This window comes from Pseudomonas sp. S2_B07, assembly GCF_054668435.1.
In genome coordinates this window covers 2345724-2364307 of the sequence record NZ_CP162769.1, presented here as the reverse complement: position 1 = coordinate 2364307, position 18584 = coordinate 2345724, and the positions used below count along the sequence as shown (strand labels likewise).

The 18584-nt window shown below is 58.5% G+C and carries 19 protein-coding genes and 1 pseudogene; 17 read left to right on the top strand and 3 right to left on the bottom strand.

Features of this window, described 5'->3' with window-relative positions; genetic code table 11:
- From kdsA to ispD, 4 genes are all read left to right on the top strand, one after another.
- Positions 1–846, top strand: coding sequence for a 3-deoxy-8-phosphooctulonate synthase (gene kdsA, locus AB4N43_RS11035; protein WP_007949350.1), 846 nt, complete (start codon positions 1–3; stop codon positions 844–846).
- 156 nt (positions 847–1002) lie between these two features.
- Positions 1003–2292, top strand: coding sequence for a phosphopyruvate hydratase (eno, locus tag AB4N43_RS11030; protein ID WP_027924987.1), 1290 nt, complete (start codon positions 1003–1005; stop codon positions 2290–2292).
- Positions 2293–2620: 328 nt separating this feature from the next.
- Positions 2621–2899 carry a cell division protein FtsB gene (gene ftsB, locus AB4N43_RS11025; protein ID WP_027924988.1) on the top strand — a complete coding sequence of 93 codons (279 nt, stop codon included), beginning with the start codon at positions 2621–2623 and terminating at the stop codon, positions 2897–2899.
- The gene (gene ispD / locus AB4N43_RS11020) at positions 2896–3603 is read left to right on the top strand and encodes a 2-C-methyl-D-erythritol 4-phosphate cytidylyltransferase (RefSeq protein ID WP_027924989.1); all 708 of its coding nucleotides are present in this window, start codon (positions 2896–2898) and stop codon (positions 3601–3603) included. Before ftsB ends, ispD begins: the two co-directional genes overlap by 4 nt.
- A 70-nt stretch (positions 3604–3673) precedes the next feature.
- Here the strand turns inward: ispD and AB4N43_RS11015 are convergent, their stop codons facing one another.
- Complete coding sequence (locus AB4N43_RS11015) at positions 3674–4570, bottom strand: LysR substrate-binding domain-containing protein (RefSeq protein WP_027924990.1); 897 nt, start codon at positions 4568–4570, stop codon at positions 3674–3676.
- A gap of 107 nt (positions 4571–4677) precedes the next feature.
- Here AB4N43_RS11015 and AB4N43_RS11010 point away from each other — a divergent pair, with 107 nt between their 5' ends.
- The 8 genes from AB4N43_RS11010 (at position 4678) to rpoS (ending at position 11823) form a co-directional block, all read left to right on the top strand.
- Positions 4678–5790 (top strand): S-(hydroxymethyl)glutathione dehydrogenase/class III alcohol dehydrogenase, encoded by a 1113-nt coding sequence (locus AB4N43_RS11010; protein WP_027924991.1) that lies wholly within the window; start codon positions 4678–4680, stop codon positions 5788–5790.
- 8 nt (positions 5791–5798) lie between these two features.
- Complete coding sequence (gene fghA, locus AB4N43_RS11005) at positions 5799–6644, top strand: S-formylglutathione hydrolase (RefSeq protein ID WP_059181540.1); 846 nt, start codon at positions 5799–5801, stop codon at positions 6642–6644.
- Positions 6645–6697: 53 nt separating this feature from the next.
- Positions 6698–7171, top strand: a complete 474-nt coding sequence (gene ispF / locus AB4N43_RS11000) for a 2-C-methyl-D-erythritol 2,4-cyclodiphosphate synthase (RefSeq protein WP_059181539.1) — start codon at positions 6698–6700, stop codon at positions 7169–7171.
- Positions 7168–8226 carry a tRNA pseudouridine(13) synthase TruD gene (truD, locus tag AB4N43_RS10995; protein ID WP_194939924.1) on the top strand — a complete coding sequence of 353 codons (1059 nt, stop codon included), beginning with the start codon at positions 7168–7170 and terminating at the stop codon, positions 8224–8226. Before ispF ends, truD begins: the two co-directional genes overlap by 4 nt.
- Complete coding sequence (surE, locus tag AB4N43_RS10990) at positions 8214–8963, top strand: 5'/3'-nucleotidase SurE (protein WP_027924995.1); 750 nt, start codon at positions 8214–8216, stop codon at positions 8961–8963. The genes truD and surE overlap by 13 nt, the downstream gene beginning before the upstream one ends.
- A gap of 41 nt (positions 8964–9004) precedes the next feature.
- A complete protein-coding gene (locus tag AB4N43_RS10985) occupies positions 9005–9640 on the top strand; it encodes a protein-L-isoaspartate(D-aspartate) O-methyltransferase (protein WP_172825954.1) in 636 nt (211 codons plus the stop codon).
- 211 nt (positions 9641–9851) lie between these two features.
- Positions 9852–10709 carry a peptidoglycan DD-metalloendopeptidase family protein gene (locus tag AB4N43_RS10980; RefSeq protein WP_194939923.1) on the top strand — a complete coding sequence of 286 codons (858 nt, stop codon included), beginning with the start codon at positions 9852–9854 and terminating at the stop codon, positions 10707–10709.
- Between the two features lie 106 nt (positions 10710–10815).
- Positions 10816–11823, top strand: coding sequence for an RNA polymerase sigma factor RpoS (gene rpoS, locus AB4N43_RS10975; protein ID WP_027924998.1), 1008 nt, complete (start codon positions 10816–10818; stop codon positions 11821–11823).
- 467 nt (positions 11824–12290) lie between these two features.
- Here the strand turns inward: rpoS and fdxA are convergent, their stop codons facing one another.
- Both fdxA and mutS read right to left on the bottom strand, forming a co-directional pair.
- Positions 12291–12614 (bottom strand): ferredoxin FdxA, encoded by a 324-nt coding sequence (gene fdxA, locus AB4N43_RS10970; RefSeq protein ID WP_027924999.1) that lies wholly within the window; start codon positions 12612–12614, stop codon positions 12291–12293.
- A gap of 142 nt (positions 12615–12756) precedes the next feature.
- Positions 12757–15324: a DNA mismatch repair protein MutS gene (gene mutS, locus AB4N43_RS10965; protein ID WP_172825953.1), complete on the bottom strand. Its 2568-nt coding sequence runs from the start codon at positions 15322–15324 to the stop codon at positions 12757–12759.
- Positions 15325–15537: 213 nt separating this feature from the next.
- Between mutS and AB4N43_RS10960 the strand changes: the two genes are divergently transcribed.
- The 5 genes and pseudogenes from AB4N43_RS10960 (at position 15538) to AB4N43_RS10940 (ending at position 18527) form a co-directional block, all read left to right on the top strand.
- Positions 15538–16272 carry a LexA family transcriptional regulator gene (locus AB4N43_RS10960; protein WP_027925001.1) on the top strand — a complete coding sequence of 245 codons (735 nt, stop codon included), beginning with the start codon at positions 15538–15540 and terminating at the stop codon, positions 16270–16272.
- A gap of 497 nt (positions 16273–16769) precedes the next feature.
- Positions 16770–17117, top strand: coding sequence for a phage holin family protein (locus AB4N43_RS10955; protein WP_027925002.1), 348 nt, complete (start codon positions 16770–16772; stop codon positions 17115–17117).
- A 128-nt stretch (positions 17118–17245) separates the two neighbouring features.
- Complete coding sequence (locus AB4N43_RS10950) at positions 17246–17809, top strand: glycoside hydrolase family 19 protein (RefSeq protein WP_027925003.1); 564 nt, start codon at positions 17246–17248, stop codon at positions 17807–17809.
- A gap of 18 nt (positions 17810–17827) precedes the next feature.
- A pseudogene (locus AB4N43_RS10945) lies at positions 17828–17952 on the top strand (lysis protein); the annotation flags it as partial.
- 74 nt (positions 17953–18026) lie between these two features.
- On the top strand, positions 18027–18527 hold the full coding sequence (locus tag AB4N43_RS10940) for a CinA family protein (protein WP_027925004.1): 501 nt from the start codon (positions 18027–18029) through the stop codon (positions 18525–18527).
- Positions 18528–18584: the final 57 nt, after the last annotated feature.

Here is an 18584-nt window from a genome sequence, read left to right as displayed (position 1 = left end):
ATGGCGCAGAAGATCATCCGCGTAGGCGATATCGAGATTGCCAACGACAAGCCAATGGTGCTTTTCGGTGGCATGAACGTGCTGGAAAGCCGCGACATGGCGATGCAGGTCTGCGAAGAGTATGTGAAGGTTACCGAGAAACTCGGCATCCCTTATGTGTTCAAGGCCAGCTTCGACAAGGCCAACCGTTCCTCCGTGACCTCTTACCGTGGCCCCGGCCTGGAAGAAGGCATGCGGATTTTCCAGGACATCAAGCAAGCCTTCGGCGTGCCGATCATCACCGACGTCCACGAGCCTGACCAGGCCGCGGTCGTCGCTGAAGTCTGCGACATCATTCAATTGCCGGCCTTCCTGTCGCGCCAGACCGACCTCGTGGTCGCGATGGCCAAGACAGGCGCGGTGATCAACATCAAGAAAGCCCAGTTCCTGGCACCGCACGAGATGAAACACATCCTGAGCAAGTGCGTGGAAGCGGGCAACGATCAGTTGATCCTCTGCGAACGCGGTTCGAGCTTCGGCTACAACAACCTGGTTGTCGACATGCTCGGCTTCGGCATCATGAAGCAGTTCGAATACCCGGTGTTCTTCGACGTGACCCACGCGCTGCAAATGCCCGGTGGTCGCTCCGATTCCGCCGGTGGTCGCCGTGCCCAGGTGACGGATCTGGCCAAGGCAGGCATGAGCCAGTCGCTGGCCGGCCTGTTCCTCGAAGCCCACCCGGACCCGGACAACGCCAAATGCGACGGCCCTTGCGCCTTGCGTCTGGACAAACTGGAGCCATTCCTGGCCCAGCTCAAAGCGTTGGACGAACTGGTGAAGAGTTTTCCGACGGTAGAAACCGCGTAAACCTCAATTCTCCGGTAAAGTACCGCACGATTTGTTGCTCAGGCCCTCGGGCCTGAGCCTTATCGTCCGCAAGTCTGCCCGCTGCACCTCACTTGCCGACGGTAAAAGATTTCCTCTAGCTGCGTCGTTTTCGTCAACTTTGGAGTGTTTACAACAATGGCAAAAATCGTCGACATCAAAGGTCGTGAAGTTCTCGACTCCCGTGGCAATCCCACCGTGGAAGCGGACGTGCTTCTCGATAACGGCATCATCGGCAGCGCCTGCGCGCCGTCCGGTGCTTCCACTGGCTCGCGTGAAGCACTCGAGCTGCGTGATGGCGACAAGAGCCGTTACCTGGGCAAAGGCGTTCTGAAGGCCGTGGCCAACATCAACGGTCCGATCCGTGACCTGTTGAAAGGCATGGACCCAAGCGACCAGAAAGCGCTGGATCACGCGATGATCAAGCTCGACGGTACCGAAAACAAAGGTTCCCTGGGCGCCAACGCGATCCTCGCCGTTTCCCTGGCTGCGGCCAAGGCAGCAGCACAGGACCAGGATCTGCCGCTGTACGCTCACATTGCCAACCTGAACGGCACCCCGGGTGTTTATTCGATGCCGGTACCGATGATGAACATCATCAACGGTGGCGAGCACGCCGATAACAACGTCGACATCCAGGAATTCATGGTTCAGCCGGTTGGCGCCAAGTCTTTCTCGGAAGGCCTGCGCATGGGCACCGAAATTTTCCATCACCTCAAAGCTGTGCTGAAGGCACGTGGCCTGAGCACTGCTGTCGGTGACGAAGGTGGTTTCGCACCGAACCTGGCTTCCAACGAAGACGCTTTGAAAGTGATCTCCGAAGCCGTGGCCAACGCCGGTTACAAGCTGGGCACCGACGTGACCCTGGCTCTGGACTGCGCGGCGAGCGAGTTCTACGAAGACGGTAAATACAACCTGTCCGGCGAAGGCCAGGTGTTCACCGCTGAAGGTTTCGCTGATTACCTCAAAGGCCTGACCGAGCGCTATCCGATCATCTCGATCGAAGACGGCCTGGACGAGTCCGACTGGGCTGGCTGGAAAATCCTCACCGACAAGATCGGCGAGAAGACCCAGCTGGTAGGCGACGACCTGTTCGTGACCAACACCAAGATCCTGAAAGAAGGCATCGATAAAAAGATCGCCAACTCGATCCTGATCAAGTTCAACCAGATCGGCACCCTGACCGAAACCCTGGAAGCCATCCAGATGGCCAAGGCCGCTGGTTACACCGCCGTGATCTCGCACCGCTCCGGCGAAACCGAAGATTCGACCATCGCCGACCTGGCTGTGGGCACCTCGGCTGGCCAGATCAAGACCGGTTCCCTGTGCCGTTCCGACCGCGTATCCAAGTACAACCAACTGCTGCGTATCGAAGAGCAGTTGAATGGCAAAGCCAAGTACAACGGTCGTGCCGAGTTCCGCGGTTGATAGAGTGCCGTGCCTCGCCAATACTGCGCCTTTTTGACGGTGCCTTTTGTCGTCATACTGCGTTGCCGCTCCTCGCCATAGCCAGCTATGACTCGTCGCGGCGCCTTGTCTGACAACAACAGTCACTCGTCAAAAAGGCGCGTATTGGTGAGGCACGGCACTGCATGGTAAAAAGACACCGGATTGTGTCGGAAAAATCGCTACAGCGACGTTTTTGCCACTAATCTGATGCCTTATAAGCACAAGCCTGGATTTTCCAGGCTTCGTGCTATCAGAAGCTTCAATGTTTTTGCATGGCTGTCTTTTTTCACTGGAAACCTGATATTCGATGCGCAGTCCCAATTGGTTGTTCCTAGTCTTGCTCTTGTTGCTGGCTGGCCTGCAATACCGCCTGTGGGTGGGTAATGGCAGTCTGGCGCAAGTGGCAGAGTTGACTCAGCAGATCAAGGATCAACAGGCTGAGAACGAAGGGTTGCTGGAGCGCAATCGGGTCATGGACGCCGAAGTCGGTGAGTTGAAAAAAGGCATGGAGACCGTCGAAGAACGGGCTCGCCATGAGTTGGGCATGGTCAAGGACGGTGAAACCCTTTACCAGCTGGCTCGATGAATTCCCCATTACCGGCCTTCTGGGCCGTGATTCCTGCCGCGGGCGTCGGTGCCCGTATGGCCGCAGACCGTCCCAAGCAATACTTGCAACTGGGCGGGCGCACTATTCTCGAACACAGCCTCGGCTGTTTCCTTGATCACCCGTCCCTGAAGGGGTTGGTGGTCAGTCTTGCTGTTGATGATCCTTATTGGCCAAACCTGGCCTGTGCTGGCGACTCGCGAATTCAGCGGGTTGACGGCGGTGCCGAGCGTTCCGGGTCGGTGCTGAATGCGTTGCTGCATTTGCATGCGTTGGGTGCTGATGATGAAGACTGGGTGTTGGTGCACGATGCTGCGCGGCCGAATCTGAGTCGTGACGATCTGGACAAGTTGCTGGGTGAGCTGGCAAATGATCCGGTCGGCGGGTTGCTGGCGGTTCCGGCGCGCGACACCCTCAAGCGGGTCGACAAACATGGGCGTGTGGTTGAAACCGTGGATCGCAGCGTGATTTGGCAGGCTTATACGCCGCAGATGTTTCGCCTGGGTGCCTTGCATCGGGCGCTGGCTGACAGTCTGGTGGCGGATGCGGTAATCACTGATGAAGCGTCGGCGATGGAGTGGGCTGGTTTGGCGCCGCGTCTGATTGAAGGCCGGTCCGATAACCTCAAAGTTACGCGTCCTGAAGATCTCGAATGGCTTCGTCAGCGTTGGGCTAATCGCCGCTGAATTCTTCGCTGGCTGTTCAACCGCCATCGCGAGCAAGCTCGCGATAGGTCAGACACAGGCAACAAATAACTTAGCTCCGATACTCCGGCCGCTCAGCCAACCCTTCCTTCAAATAATCCACCAACTTGCGCACCTTCGGCGACAGATGCCGCTGCTGCGGATAAAGCGCCCATACCGCCGTGTTAGGCGGTTGATGCGCATCCAGCAGTGAAATCAATTCGCCGCTTTTCAAATGTTCCAGCACGTAATAGTCCGGCAACTGACACAACCCCACGCCCTGTAGCGCCGCATCCAGCACCGCTTGCCCACTGTTGCAGCGCCAGTTTCCCTGGACCCGCTGCGAAAATTCCCGCCCGTTCTGTTCCAGTTGCCACATGTCCGAGCTGCCAATGAGGCAGTTGTGGCGGCTCAGTTCCGACAAGCTGTGCGGGCGGCCATAGCGTTCCAGATAGGAGGGCGATGCGCACAGGTACATGCGTCGTGGTGCCAGACGTGTAGCGACCAATCGCGAATCCTGTAGGCGTCCAAGACGAATCGCCAAATCCAGACCTTCGTGCACCAGATCGAGCGGGCGGTTGCTCAGTTCGATATCGACACGCAGCTGTGGGTAAAGCCCCATGAAGCGCGTCACCAGCGGCACGATGAAGCGCTCTCCGTACGCCACGGCACAGGTCATGCGCAGCATGCCTTTGGGTTCGCTGGTCAAGTCGCCCACTGCGCGCAGGGCTTCTTCGCGACCGTCTTGCAGGCGCTGGCAATGTTGCAGGAAGGTTTGCCCGGCTTCGGTCAGCGTGACCCGGCGCGTGCTGCGGTACAGCAAACGAGTTTGCAAGCGCTCTTCCAGGCGTACGATTTGTCGACTGATATGGGAGGAAGAAACCCCAAGACGTTCCGCTGCGGCCGTAAATTGGCTGCATTCAGCCACGGCGACGAACTCGTCGATCCCTTCCCAGCGGCTTTCGGCCATCGTTGATTATCCCTATATGGCAATAATGTTTTGCTTTTGTCCTGATTATTCACCGTAAGGCCGTGTATTACACTTCCTGTCTCGTTTTTATTCGCTGGAGAATCCACATGATCAAGTCGCGCGCTGCCGTTGCCTTCGAGGCCAAGAAACCCCTCGAGATCGTCGAAGTCGATGTCGCCATGCCCAAGGCCGGCGAAGTTCTGTTGCGTGTGGTTGCCTCCGGCGTCTGCCATACCGATGCCTACACGCTGTCCGGCGCGGATCCGGAAGGTATCTTCCCGTCGATCCTCGGTCACGAAGGTGGCGCGGTGGTTGAAGCGATCGGCGAGGGCGTGACCTCGGTTGCGGTGGGCGATCATGTGATCCCGCTGTACACCCCGGAATGCCGCCAGTGCAAATTCTGTCTGTCGGGCAAAACCAACCTGTGTCAGGCGATTCGCGCGACCCAGGGCAAAGGCCTGATGCCGGATGGCACTTCGCGCTTTTCCTACAAGGGTCAGCCGATTTTCCACTACATGGGCACGTCGACGTTTTCTGAATACACCGTGTTGCCGGAAATCTCGGTCGCCAAGATTGCTAAAGAAGCGCCACTGGAAAAAGTCTGCCTGCTGGGTTGCGGTGTCACCACCGGCATCGGCGCGGTACTGAATACGGCCAAGGTGAAACCGGGTGATACCGTGGCCATTTTCGGCCTCGGCGGCATTGGTCTGTCGGCGGTGATTGGCGCGGTAAAAGCCAAGGCTGCACGCATCATCGCCATCGACATCAACCCGGCCAAATTCGAGATCGCCAAGCAGTTGGGTGCAACCGACTGCGTGAACCCGAAAGACTTCGACCGTCCGATCCAGGAAGTCATCGTCGACATGACTGATGGCGGCGTCGACTTCTCCTTCGAGTGCATCGGCAATGTGCAATTGATGCGCGCCGCCCTTGAGTGCTGCCATAAAGGCTGGGGCGAGTCGGTGATCATCGGTGTCGCCGGTGCCGGTCAGGAAATCTCCACCCGTCCATTTCAGCTGGTCACCGGTCGCGTCTGGCGCGGTTCTGCGTTCGGCGGCGTGCGCGGCCGTACCGAGTTGCCAAGCTACGTCGAAATGGCCGAGACCGGCGAAATCCCGCTGGACACGTTCATCACCCACACCATGGGCCTGGAAGATATCAACAAGGCGTTCGACCTGATGCATGAAGGCAAGAGCATCCGTTCCGTCATCCACTTCTGAGGTCGGTCATGAGCCTGGAAAATATCTCCTGCCAGAAAAGCTTCGGCGGCTGGCACAAACGTTACCGGCACCGGTCAGACGTGCTCGGCTGCGAGATGGTGTTTGCCGTATACCTGCCGCCTCAAGCGGAGCAGGGCGGCAAGCTTCCGGTGCTGTACTGGTTGTCCGGCCTGACCTGCACCGACGAAAACTTCATGCACAAGGCCGGCGCCCTGCGCATGGCTGCCGAGCTGGGGTTGATCATCGTCGCGCCGGACACCAGTCCGCGCGGTCCTGATGTGCCGGGTGATCCGGACGGCGCCTGGGACTTCGGCCTCGGTGCCGGTTTTTACCTGAATGCAACCCAAGAGCCGTGGTCGCGACACTATCGGATGCATGACTATGTCGTGCAGGAATTGCCGGCATTGGTCGAAGCTCATTTCCCGGCGTCGGACAAACGTGGCATCAGCGGTCACTCCATGGGCGGCCACGGTGCGCTGGTTTGTGCGTTGCGTAATACGGGGCGTTATCAGTCGGTGTCGGCGTTCTCGCCGATCAACAATCCGATGGACTGTCCGTGGGGTCAGAAGGCCTTCTCCCGTTATCTCGGCGAAGACCGTTCGAAGTGGCGCGAATGGGATGCGTGCGCCCTGATCGCCGAGGCTGACGAGAAGCTGCCGCTGTTGGTCGATCAAGGTGATCGCGACGATTTCCTCGCCACCCAGCTCAAGCCTGAAGCCTTGCAACAGGCCGCCAAACTGGCCGGTCATCCGCTGACGTTGCGTCTGCAACCCGGCTATGACCATAGCTATTTCTTCATCGCCAGTTTCATCGACGACCACTTGCAACATCATGCGCGCGCTCTAGGCGCCTAATGTTCGACAAAGCAGGTAGAATCACGCCCTGACAAAAATCGGGGCGTTTTTTTATGCGTATTGGCCACGGCTATGATGTGCACCGTTTCGCTGAAGGCGATTTCATTACTCTGGGCGGCGTGCGCATTGCACACGGCTTCGGGCTGCTCGCTCACTCCGACGGTGACGTCCTGCTGCACGCCTTGAGCGATGCCTTGCTCGGCGCCGCTGCGCTGGGCGATATCGGCAAACATTTCCCGGACACTGACCCGACCTACAAGGGCGCCGACAGCCGTGTGCTGTTGCGTCACGTCGTCTCGCTGATCCACGCCAAGGGCTGGAAAGTCGGCAACGTCGATAACACCATCGTTGCCCAGGCGCCGAAAATGGCCCCGCATATCGAATCGATGCGCGCGCTGATTGCCGCGGATCTTCAAGTTGAGTTGGATCAAGTGAACGTGAAAGCTACCACCACCGAAAAGCTTGGCTTTGTCGGTCGCGAAGAAGGCATTGCCGTGCACGCCGTTGCCTTGTTGCTGCGCGCATGAACGAATCGCAATTGCTTGGCCCACGGGCCTATGGTGACGCTCTCGGCACCGCTGTTCTGAAAGCCACGGCAGAAGATTTCCAGGTCGATGAAGTGCTCAACATCCCCCTCAGTGGTGATGGCGAGCATTTATGGATCTGGGTAGAAAAGCGCGGGCTGAATACCGAAGAAGCGGCACGGCGAATCGCCAAGGCAGCGGGCGTGCCATTGCGCACCGTCAGTTATGCCGGGCTCAAGGACCGTCAGGCGCTGACGCGCCAATGGTTCAGCGTACAGCTGCCCGGCAAGGCTGATCCGGATTTGTCGGCAGCAGAAAACGACACACTGAAAATCCTCAAGACCGGTCGGCACAAACGCAAGCTGCAACGTGGCGCTCACTCGGCCAATGGCTTCACGTTGCGCCTGACGCAATTCGCTGGCGACAAAGCCGCGATTGAAGAACGACTGCAGCTGATTGCCAAGCAAGGTATTCCCAATTATTTCGGCGCCCAGCGTTTCGGCTTTGACGGCGGCAACGTGGTCGATGCCCGTGCCTGGGCCGCGCGCAAGGCGTTGCCGGAGCAGCGCAACGTGCGTTCGCGCCTGCTCTCGACGGCGCGCAGTTTCCTGTTCAATCAGGTGTTGGCGGCGCGTGTTGCCGACGGTACCTGGCAGCAAGCCTTGGTCGGCGATCTGCTGGCCTTCACCGACAGCCGCAGCTTCTTTCCGGCCGGTGAAGAGGAGTGCAGCGACCCGCGACTGGCGATTCTCGACTTGCACCCGACCGGCCCGCAGTGGGGCGAAGGTGACTCGCCGGCGTCAGGCGTTGTCCATGAACTGGAGCAGGCAATCGCCGCGCGCGAAGCGGAGCTGCGCGATTGGTTGATTAACGCCGGAATGAGCCACGAACGTCGCATCCTGCGGCTGCCCATTGGCGGGTTGACGTGGCATTATCCCGAGCCTGACATTCTGCAACTGGAATTCGTCCTTCCGGCCGGATGCTTTGCCACCGTATTGGTGCGCGAGCTTGTTGATCTGGTGCCGGTGGGGCAGACGGACAGCCCATGCGTATTCTGATTTCTAACGACGATGGGGTAGCCGCACCCGGTCTCGCCGCGCTTTATGCTGCGCTGGCGGATTACACCGAATGCGTGGTTATCGCCCCGGACCAGGACAAAAGCGGCGCCAGCAGTTCGCTGACGCTCGACCGTCCGTTGCACCCGCAAACCCTGGCCAACGGCTTCATCAGCGTGAACGGCACCCCCACCGATTGCGTGCACCTGGGCCTTAACGGCCTGTTGGAGCAGCAACCGGACATGGTCGTTTCGGGGATCAACCTCGGCGCCAATCTGGGCGATGACGTGTTGTATTCCGGTACGGTGGCGGCGGCCCTTGAAGGGCGTTTTCTTGAGCGTCCTTCGTTTGCCTTTTCATTTGTCTCGCGACAAATAGAGAACCTTGCTACCGCCGCTTACTTTGCGCGCAAGTTGGTTGAAGCCCATGGCGATCTCGACCTGCCACCGCGCACGGTACTGAATGTGAACATTCCCAACCTGCCGCTGGACCATATCCGCGGTATTCAGCTGACCCGCCTCGGTCATCGCGCACGTGCTGCGGCGCCGATGAAAGTGGTCGATCCGCGGGGCAAGTCCGGTTACTGGATCGCCGCCGCCGGGGATGCTGAAGATGGCGGCCCAGGCACCGATTTCCATGCGGTGATGCAGGGCTATGTTTCGATCACCCCGCTGCAACTGGATCGCACCTTCAACGATGCCTTCAGAAGTCTCGATGGCTGGCTGGAGGGACTGCGCTAATGTCTCGTGAACAAGACGATATGCTGCGCCGCGGCATCGGCATGACTTCTCAGCGGACCCGCGAACGCCTTATCCAGCGCCTGTACGAAGAGGGCGTTTCCAACGCCAAAGTGTTGGAAGTCATTCGCCGTACACCCCGTCACCTGTTCGTCGACGAAGCGCTGGCCCATCGGGCTTACGAAGACACGGCGCTGCCGATCGGGCATAACCAGACCATCTCCCAGCCTTACATGGTGGCTCGCATGAGCGAGTTGCTGCTGGAGGCAGGTCCTTTGGACAAGGTGATGGAGATCGGTACCGGGTCGGGCTACCAAACGGCTGTCCTGTCGCAGCTGGTCGAGCGGGTGTTCTCCGTGGAGCGCATCAAGGTGTTGCAGGACCGGGCCAAGGAACGCCTGGTGGAGCTGAACCTGCGAAACGTGGTGTTTCGGTGGGGCGATGGTTGGGAGGGCTGGCCGGCACTGGCGCCTTACAACGGCATTATCGTCACGGCAGTGGCCACTGATGTGCCGCAGGCCTTGCTCGATCAGTTGGCACCGGGTGGGCGCCTGGTCATCCCTGTCGGCTCCGGCGAGGTGCAGCAATTGATGCTGATCATCCGCGAAGAAAACGGCTTTTCCCGACGTGTTCTGGGGGCAGTGCGATTCGTGCCATTGCTCAACGGGCCACTGGCCTGAGCATTTGTTTTGGCGCGCTGAATTCTCTTCGATTGGCCGTGTCTTACAGCGGCATCGATTGGTTAAACGGTATTTATCGTCAGTCAGCAAACGTGTGCGCGAAGCGAATTCGCTTCATTAAAGGTAAAGCCTGTCCGGCCCGTTATACTTGCGACATCTCGAGCCGGAACACGGCAATCCACAATTTCAGCCACCACAAAGGGAGCGGCGGGTGAGTCTCACAGTCATTGCGCAGCGTATGAGTACAACGAGCTTTCAGCGCCTGGTGACTGGCCTTGTCTTGAGCACCTTGCTGGTCGGTTGCTCCAGCACCAAATCGAGTAACGTCGGCGTCGTCGATCGCAACAACGCGGCCCCCCAACGTCCGGCAACGACGACGGGCCAGTATGTCGTTCGACCAAAAGACACCCTGTTCTCGATCGCTTTTCGCTACGGCTGGGACTACAAAGCCCTCGCAGCGCGGAACAATATTCCTACGCCCTATACGATCCATCCGGGTCAGATAATTCGCTTCGATGGCCGCACCGGATCAACGCCGACAGCGGTTGCCAGTACGAGCGATTCCACGCCTTCGTCGTCGCTGAAAACCACGGTAATCCGGCGCCAGCCGAATGGCGCAACCACCAGTACTACGGTGGTTGCACCGTCCGTCGCCAACAAACCTGCACCCGCTCCATTGCCGCCAGCCGGCCCGGCCCCGACCGGCTGGGGATGGCCATCTAATGGCATTCTGATTGGTAAATTCTCCTCAAACGGTAGTTTGAATAAAGGAATTGATATCGCCGGAGATTTGGGACAGCCTGTTTTAGCTGCGTCTGATGGGACGGTGGTATACGCCGGGAGTGGCTTAAGGGGCTACGGCGAATTAGTCATCATCAAACACAGTGAAACCTACGTCAGTGCCTACGGACATAACCGCAGGCTGTTGGTACGGGAGGGGCAGCAGGTCAAAGTCGGACAGACAATTGCCGAAATGGGGTCAACGGGTACAGACCGGGTGAAACTGCATTTTGAGATTCGCCGCCAAGGTAAACCTGTAGATCCGCTGCAATTCCTGCCACGTCGTTGATTTGTTAGCCAGCCTGTTCCGTCACGTAGAGGGAACAGGCTCCAGCGTTGCCAAGGATAAAGGCGCCGCTTGAGCTTGAGGTCGAACTCACCAAAGGACTATAACAATGGCTCTCAGTAAAGAAGTGCCGGAGTTTGACATCGACGATGAGGTTCTCCTGATGGAGACCGGCATCGCCACGGATTCGATGTCGAATGATGAAGGGGCAGCTCCACCTTCCGTTCGTGCTAAATCCAAACACTCCGCTTCGTTAAAACAGCACAAGTACATTGATTACACGCGGGCACTTGATGCCACGCAGCTGTATCTCAATGAAATCGGCTTTTCCCCGTTGCTCTCCCCGGAAGAAGAAGTTCATTTTGCGCGCTTGTCGCAAAGTGGCGATCCGGCCGGGCGCAAGCGCATGATTGAAAGCAACCTGCGGCTGGTGGTTAAAATCGCCCGGCGTTACGTCAATCGTGGGCTGTCGCTACTGGACCTGATCGAAGAGGGCAACCTCGGCCTGATCCGGGCAGTGGAGAAGTTCGACCCCGAACGCGGCTTCCGTTTTTCGACCTACGCAACCTGGTGGATTCGTCAGACCATCGAGCGCGCGATCATGAATCAGACCCGGACTATCCGGTTGCCGATCCATGTGGTCAAAGAGCTGAACGTGTACCTGCGGGCCGCACGGGAGCTGACGCAAAAACTCGATCACGAACCCTCACCCGAAGAAATCGCCAACCTGCTGGAAAAACCAGTGGGCGAGGTCAAGCGCATGCTCGGCTTGAACGAGCGGGTTTCTTCGGTCGACGTCTCGCTGGGTCCGGATTCGGATAAAACCCTGCTGGACACCCTGACTGATGACCGTCCAACCGACCCTTGTGAGCTGCTGCAGGACGATGATCTGTCCCAAAGCATCGATCAATGGCTGTCGGAGCTGACCGACAAGCAACGCGAAGTGGTGGTACGTCGCTTCGGCTTGCGCGGTCACGAGAGCAGCACGCTTGAAGACGTAGGCCTGGAGATTGGCCTGACTCGGGAACGGGTCAGACAGATTCAGGTCGAGGGCCTGAAGCGCCTTCGGGAGATTCTCGAGAAAAACGGCCTGTCGAGCGAGTCGCTGTTCCAATAAGCGATCGGCTCAACCGGCAGTAAAAGACCCCGACTGACTCGGGGTTTTTTATTGCCTGCAAGATGGGCGGGGATTGTCGCAGGTTTGTAGTCTTGCGCTGTAAGTCTTTGCTTACTCTTTCGTAAGTGTTCGTTATTTTTAAAAGGCAGTACTCGTCCATATTCCTAAGCGCGCATTCCTATCTTTTTGATTTATATGGATATTTGTTTTTGTTAAGAGCATATGACAAACGTTTTTGACGATCCCGCTCAATTGCACCAGGCAGAGAACCCTCTAGTATCTGAACTGTGTCGACGGACAGACACGCCCTTGGAAGAGGGGAACGGACATCGCAGGAAGCGGTTCATCAGGACGATGAAAAGGAATACAGGGAATAGGGAAAAATGTGGGCGGGTCAAACCGCCCCTTTTTTTGCCTGTAGAAAAGCAAAAAGGCCCGCTAGGGGCCTTTTCGGGAACGCGCGGGAATCAGCGTTCGAGATCTTTGATCTTGCCTTTGACGCCATCCCACTCTTCAGCGTCGGGCATCGATTCTTTCTTCTCGGTGATGTTCGGCCAGATTTCGGCCAGCTCAACGTTCAACTGAATGAATTCCTGCATTTCTACTGGCACTTCATCTTCGGAGAAGATGGCCACGGCAGGGCATTCTGGTTCGCACAGTGCGCAGTCGATGCACTCATCCGGGTGAATCACCAGGAAGTTCGGGCCTTCGTAAAAGCAGTCCACCGGACACACTTCTACGCAGTCGGTGTACTTGCACTTGATGCAGTTGTCGGTGACGACGAAGGTCATTTCTAATTTTCTCCTCAGGCGGCGGCAGCGGAGCCCCTTCACGTTGGGGTCGCCAGGTTCGGGAGCGATAGTCTGCTGGCCAGGCTATTAGCCAGCAGCATCCCAAACCGCGCGAGATTCTAACAGCTTGCAGGCAAGTGCGTTAGATCCGGTTCTTTAGTGTATAGAGCATTTCGAGCGCACGGCGCGGCGTCATGTCATCCAGATTGAGCTTGGTCAATTCATCCAGCACCGGGTGCGGCAGGCTGGCGAACATATCGCTTTGCTGCGGCGCGGCCGGTTTGCCCTTGGCAGGTGCAGGAATTTCATGGGGCAGGGCGGTGGCTTCCAGGCGACCCAAGTGCTCGCGAGCACGCACAATCACTTCGCTCGGCACGCCGGCCAGTTGCGCCACGGCCAGGCCGTAACTCTGGCTGGCAGGCCCGGGCAACACGTGGTGGAGGAACACGATGCGTTCGTTGTGCTCGGTGGCATTGAGGTGAACGTTGGCCACCAGCGGTTGCGCCTCCGGTAGCACCGTCAACTCAAAATAGTGGGTGGCAAACAGGGTGTAAGCGCGCAGATGGGCCAGCCGCTCGGCAGCCGCCCAAGCCAGGGACAAGCCGTCGAAGGTGCTGGTGCCGCGACCGACTTCGTCCATCAGCACCAGGCTACGTTCGGTGGCGTTGTGCAAAATGTTCGCGGTTTCGCTCATTTCAACCATGAAGGTCGAGCGGCCGCCCGCGAGGTCATCGCTGGAACCGATCCGGGTGAAAATCCGGTCCACCAAGGACAGTTCGCAACTGGCCGCCGGCACGAAGCTGCCGATGTGCGCGAGCAACACGATCAACGCGGTCTGACGCATGTAGGTGGATTTACCGCCCATGTTCGGACCGGTGATTACCAGCATACGCGTGTTGTCGTCGAGGCTCAGGTCGTTGGCCACGAACGGCGTGCTCAGCACTTGCTCGACCACTGGGTGACGACCCTGGGTGATGCGCATGCAGGGCTCGTCGACGAAACGCGGGCAGTTCAGGTCGAGGTTCAGCGCACGTTCGGCGAGGTTGCTCAGCACGTCCAGCTCGGCCAGCGCAGCGGCGGTGTCCTGCAGTGGCGGCAACTGGGCGATCAGGTCTTCGAGCAGCGCTTCGTAAAGCATTTTCTCGCGGGCCAGGGCACGACTCTTGGCCGACAGGGCCTTGTCCTCGAACGCCTTGAGTTCCGGGGTAATGAAACGCTCGGCACCTTTCAACGTCTGGCGGCGGATGTAGTCGGCCGGCGCGGACTCGGCCTGTTTGCTGGGCAACTCAATGAAGTAGCCGTGAATGCGGTTGTAACCGACTTTCAGGTGCGACAGACCGGTGCGGGCTTTCTCGCGTGCTTCCAGATCGATCAGGAACTGCCCGGCGTTTTCGCTGAGCGATTGCAGATCGTCGAGTTCGCTGTCGTAACCGGTCTTCAACACGCCACCGTCACGGATCACCGCTGGCGGGTTGTCGATAATGGCTTTTTCCAGCAGCGCCGCCAGTTCTGGATAGGTGCTGGTGGTCTTGGCCAGTTGAATGATGTGCGGCGCTTCCAGCTCGGTCATCGCCACTTGCAACTGGGGCAGCGCGCCCAGTGCATCGCGCAGACGAGCGAGGTCGCGAGGGCGGGCATTACGCAGGCCGATCCGTGCCAGAATCCGCTCGATGTCGCCGATTTCCTTGAGCTGTGGTTGCAGTTTCTCGAAGCGGTAGCCGTCGAGCAGGCACGTGATCGACGTCTGACGCGCCAGCAACACGGTCAGGTCCCGCAACGGACGGTTCAACCAACGGGTCAGCAAGCGGCTGCCCATGGCGGTCTGGCAGCGATCGACCACCGATTGCAGGGTGTTGTCGCGACCACCGGCCAGGTTGGTGTCCAGTTCCAGGTTGCGACGGCTCGCGCCGTCCAGCACCACGGTGTCATCCAGGCGTTCATGGCGCAGGCTGCGTAAATGCGGCAGAGCGGTGCGCTGGGTTTCCTTGGCGTAGCTGAGCAGGCAACCGGCAGCGCCGATGGCCAGGGTCAGGTTCTCGCAACCAAAACCTTTAAGGTCCTGAGTAGAGAATTGCTGGCACAGACTTTTCAGCGCCGAGTCGCGCTCGAAATCCCACGGCGCACGGCGACGAACCCCACGACGTTTTTCCGCCGGCAGGTCTTTTGGCCAATCGTCCGGGATCATCAGCTCGACCGGATTGACCCGCTCCAGCTCCGCCAGCAGGTTTTCCCAACCCTTGATTTCCAGCACCGTGAAATTGCCGCTGGTGATGTCCAGCACGGCCAGGCCGAACAGGCGCTCGTCACCCAGCACCGCCGCGATCAGGTTGTCCCGACGCTCATCCAGCAGCGCTTCATCACTGACCGTACCCGGCGTGATGATCCGCACCACCTGACGATCCACCGGCCCTTTGCTGGTCGCCGGATCACCGACCTGCTCGCAAATCACCACCGATTCGCCGAGCTTGACCAGTTTCGCCAGGTAACCTTCCGCGGCGTGGTAAGGAATCCCACACATTGGAATCGCTTGCCCCGCTGACTGCCCACGAGCAGTCAGGGTGATGTCCAGCAACTTGGCGGCCTTCTTCGCGTCTTCGTAGAAGATCTCGTAGAAGTCGCCCATGCGGTAGAACATCAACTGGTCAGGGTGCTGGTTCTTCAGGCGCCAGTACTGCTGCATCATTGGCGTGTGGGAAGACAGATCGGAGATGGCTTTATTCATCGGAAATTCAGGAAAACTCGTTGAAAGGTGTAGGGCAAAAGGAGGGGCATTGGCCCGGCTTTTCCGCGATGGGCGCAAGATTACCATGGGCGGTCCGCCCGACGCAGGCATGAAAGCCCCACGGCACATTTACACTGAATATGCACGAATTATGCAAAACAGCATTTGTCTTCGGCGAAAAGAACAAGCACTATGCGCGTTATGCAAAAACGCAACGTTTCTACTGTCTTAAGAGCACTGCTGGATCAGCACGGGATCTCCCCCACGGAGCTTCACCGTCGCACCGGCGTGCCTCAATCCACACTCTCGCGGATTCTCAGCGGGAAGATCGTCGACCCTTCGGATAAACACATCTCGAAGATCGCCGAGTACTTCGCCGTGAGCACCGATCAGTTGCGTGGCCGCGCCGATGTCGCGCCCGCCGCCCATGCCGCGCGCAATGAAGTGCATTCCGAACTCAAGGACATAAGTCTGTGGGACGACGATACGCCCGTCGATGACGACGAGGTGTCGGTTCCCTTTCTTCGCGAGGTTGAATTGGCTGCTGGATCAGGAAGATTCGTCATCGAAGAGAGCGAGCGCTCTAGCCTGCGCTTCGGCAAACGCAGCTTGCGTCACAACGGGGTGCAGTTCGACCAGGCAAAATGCGTGACGGTGCGCGGCAACAGCATGTTGCCGGTGCTGCGCGATGGCGCCACCGTTGGCGTGAACGCCGGCAAGTGCGGGATTGGCGACATCGTTGATGGCGACCTTTATGCGATCAACCATAACGGCCAGTTGCGGGTAAAACAGCTGTATCGCCTGCCGACCGGCATTCGCCTGCGCAGCTTCAATCGTGATGAGCACCCGGACGAGGACTACACCTTCCAGGAAATCCAGGAAGAGCAGATTGTCATCCTCGGTCACGTCTTCTGGTGGGGCATGTACGCCCGTTAACCTCGTCACCTTCAGATAAAACCCGCCATCGAGCGGGTTTTTTTTCGCCTGTCGAAACCGGCTGAGCCTTTGTCCGTGGGGCTTCAATGCGGTGGTGCATTTTAAATACGTAAAAAAATGCATTAGCGCATTGACTGTATATGCATCCATGCATATTCTTTGTCTCAAGCCGCTCAACAAAGCAGCTCGAAACGAAGTTCTTTAGTTCCACCACAAAGGCAGCGATGAACCGGCCTCAACGGTTCAGAGGGTTGGCAACTGACCCGGGTGTGCAGCGTAAAGCACCAGAAGCAGTTATCCGGCGGGCAGGGACCGCGGTCGGCGAAACAATATGAATGGACTCGTACCGCGCCAGTAGCGCCGAAAGGTCAATGCAGGACCGCATTACTGAAAAGCCCGGCAATCACCGGGCTTTTTGGAATGCCTACCTTCCATCAGGCACCTCAAGAAAACACTGTTTTAAAGAACCACTCATCAATCACTCCCGGAGGCGTGACATGACAAACGAGCAACTAGCGTTGCTGGACATGCCGATATGGCTCGTCATCGTCCTTGCCCTGGTGGGCGGGGTGTCCGGCGAAATGTGGCGCGCCGACAAGGACGGCGCTCGCGGCTGGTCACTGCTGCGACGCCTGGCCTTGCGGTCCGGGGCCTGCATGGTCTGTGGGGTCTCGGCCATCATGCTGCTGTACGCCGCCGGTGTGTCGATCTGGGCGGCCTGCGCCTTTGGCTGCCTGACAGCAATGGCTGGGGCCGACGTGTCCATCGGGCTTTATGAGCGTTGGGCTGCGAAGCGCATGGACGTGTGCGATGTGCCCCCGCGTGACACCCATCAGGATCGTTGAAACTCAAGACCAATGGATTGGCGAGCAGTGGTGCCGACCAGCATCCGGCCTGCAAGGACGCAGGTCTCCCACGGCCAGTGCCGTTCATTCAAACCCACCATAAACGGTTTATTGACCGAGGACCTTTTATGCCGCTAACCGATGGGCAACTGCTAAAAATCATGCCCAACGCCCGCGTCCAAGCGGGCGTTTTCATTTCTGCGCTCAATGCCGCCATGGCTCGTTTCAACATCAATACCCCGAAACGTATCGCCGTCTTTCTCGCTCAAGTCGGCCATGAGTCCGGGCAGTTGCAATACGTACGTGAACTCGGCAGTGAACAATATCTGAGCCAATACGACACCGGTGCCTTGGCTACTCGCTTGGGTAACACTCCTGCACAGGATGGTGATGGTCAAAAGTACTGCGGCCGAGGCTTGATCCAGATCACTGGCCGCGATAACTATCGCCAATGCAGTCTTGGATTGTTCGGTGATGATCGCTTGCTGTTTATTCCGCAACTGTTGGAAAAACCTCAATGGGCCGCTGAGTCCGCGGCCTGGTACTGGGCGCAGAACGGCCTTAACGAACTCGCCGATCACGACCAGTTCAACAGCATTACTCGTCGCATCAATGGTGGGCTGAACGGCCTGGAGGATCGTCTGCAACTCTGGGCGCGGGCGAGGGCGGTGCTATGCCAGTCTTCGGTCTGATCTCTTGGCGGGTTATTGGCGGGACTTGACCCGGCGCATGCTCAACGATGGTCGCCATCACCGACACCGGGGACCGTGGACTGATTGCCTTGCAAGCTTGTCAGGCCTATATCAGAGCCCTTGCGCCCTCACATTTTGATTGATCCTGCGCCTTGCAAGCGCGATACGCTCGTGTACGGTAGTTCTCATTCCGCTTCCGTTCGCTCAGGAGATGACCGTGAAAGAAATCACCCAACTGGCCGCTGAACTGGGCAGGCGCTTGCAGGTGCTCAATGCCCATGTCACGGCCGCCGAATCTTGCACGGGCGGGGGGATCAGCGAGGCGATCACCCGTATTCCGGGAAGTTCGGCGTGGTTCGAGGCTGGCTATGTCACTTACTCCAATCGACAGAAAACCCAGCAATTGAACGTGCCGGTCGAGTTGTTTTCGACGGTGGGGGCGGTCAGTCGCGAGGTGGTCGAGGCAATGGTTCGCGGTGCCCAGGAAAAGAGCCGGGCGCATTTTGCCGTGGCAGTCAGCGGTGTGGCGGGGCCGGATGGCGGCTCTGCGAGCAAGCCGGTGGGCACGGTCTGGCTGGCCTGGGGCGTCGGTGAGCAGGTGTTCAGCGAGGTGCAGCACTTCCCTGGCAACCGCGACGAAGTCCGCCGACAAACGGTGAAGGCCGCGCTAGAGGGGCTGCTGCGCCATGCCGCCACAGAAATCTCAAATCAGGGGTAGGCGATCCTGAATCGCTGTGGAATAATACTGGCTACTTATACAGGTGTTGGCCGTCAG

Coding starts and splice junctions, on each gene's coding strand:
- surE (WP_027924995.1), top strand. CDS start 8,214: ATGCGTATTCTGATTTCTAACGACGATGGGGTAGCCGCACCCGGTCTC.
- AB4N43_RS11015 (WP_027924990.1), bottom strand. CDS start 4,570: ATGGCCGAAAGCCGCTGGGAAGGGATCGACGAGTTCGTCGCCGTGGCT.
- ispD (WP_027924989.1), top strand. CDS start 2,896: ATGAATTCCCCATTACCGGCCTTCTGGGCCGTGATTCCTGCCGCGGGC.
- rpoS (WP_027924998.1), top strand. CDS start 10,816: ATGGCTCTCAGTAAAGAAGTGCCGGAGTTTGACATCGACGATGAGGTT.
- fghA (WP_059181540.1), top strand. CDS start 5,799: ATGAGCCTGGAAAATATCTCCTGCCAGAAAAGCTTCGGCGGCTGGCAC.
- AB4N43_RS10960 (WP_027925001.1), top strand. CDS start 15,538: ATGCAAAAACGCAACGTTTCTACTGTCTTAAGAGCACTGCTGGATCAG.
- ftsB (WP_027924988.1), top strand. CDS start 2,621: ATGCGCAGTCCCAATTGGTTGTTCCTAGTCTTGCTCTTGTTGCTGGCT.
- eno (WP_027924987.1), top strand. CDS start 1,003: ATGGCAAAAATCGTCGACATCAAAGGTCGTGAAGTTCTCGACTCCCGT.
- AB4N43_RS10950 (WP_027925003.1), top strand. CDS start 17,246: ATGCCGCTAACCGATGGGCAACTGCTAAAAATCATGCCCAACGCCCGC.
- kdsA (WP_007949350.1), top strand. CDS start 1: ATGGCGCAGAAGATCATCCGCGTAGGCGATATCGAGATTGCCAACGAC.
- AB4N43_RS10985 (WP_172825954.1), top strand. CDS start 9,005: ATGACTTCTCAGCGGACCCGCGAACGCCTTATCCAGCGCCTGTACGAA.
- ispF (WP_059181539.1), top strand. CDS start 6,698: ATGCGTATTGGCCACGGCTATGATGTGCACCGTTTCGCTGAAGGCGAT.
- AB4N43_RS10955 (WP_027925002.1), top strand. CDS start 16,770: ATGACAAACGAGCAACTAGCGTTGCTGGACATGCCGATATGGCTCGTC.
- AB4N43_RS11010 (WP_027924991.1), top strand. CDS start 4,678: ATGATCAAGTCGCGCGCTGCCGTTGCCTTCGAGGCCAAGAAACCCCTC.
- fdxA (WP_027924999.1), bottom strand. CDS start 12,614: ATGACCTTCGTCGTCACCGACAACTGCATCAAGTGCAAGTACACCGAC.
- truD (WP_194939924.1), top strand. CDS start 7,168: ATGAACGAATCGCAATTGCTTGGCCCACGGGCCTATGGTGACGCTCTC.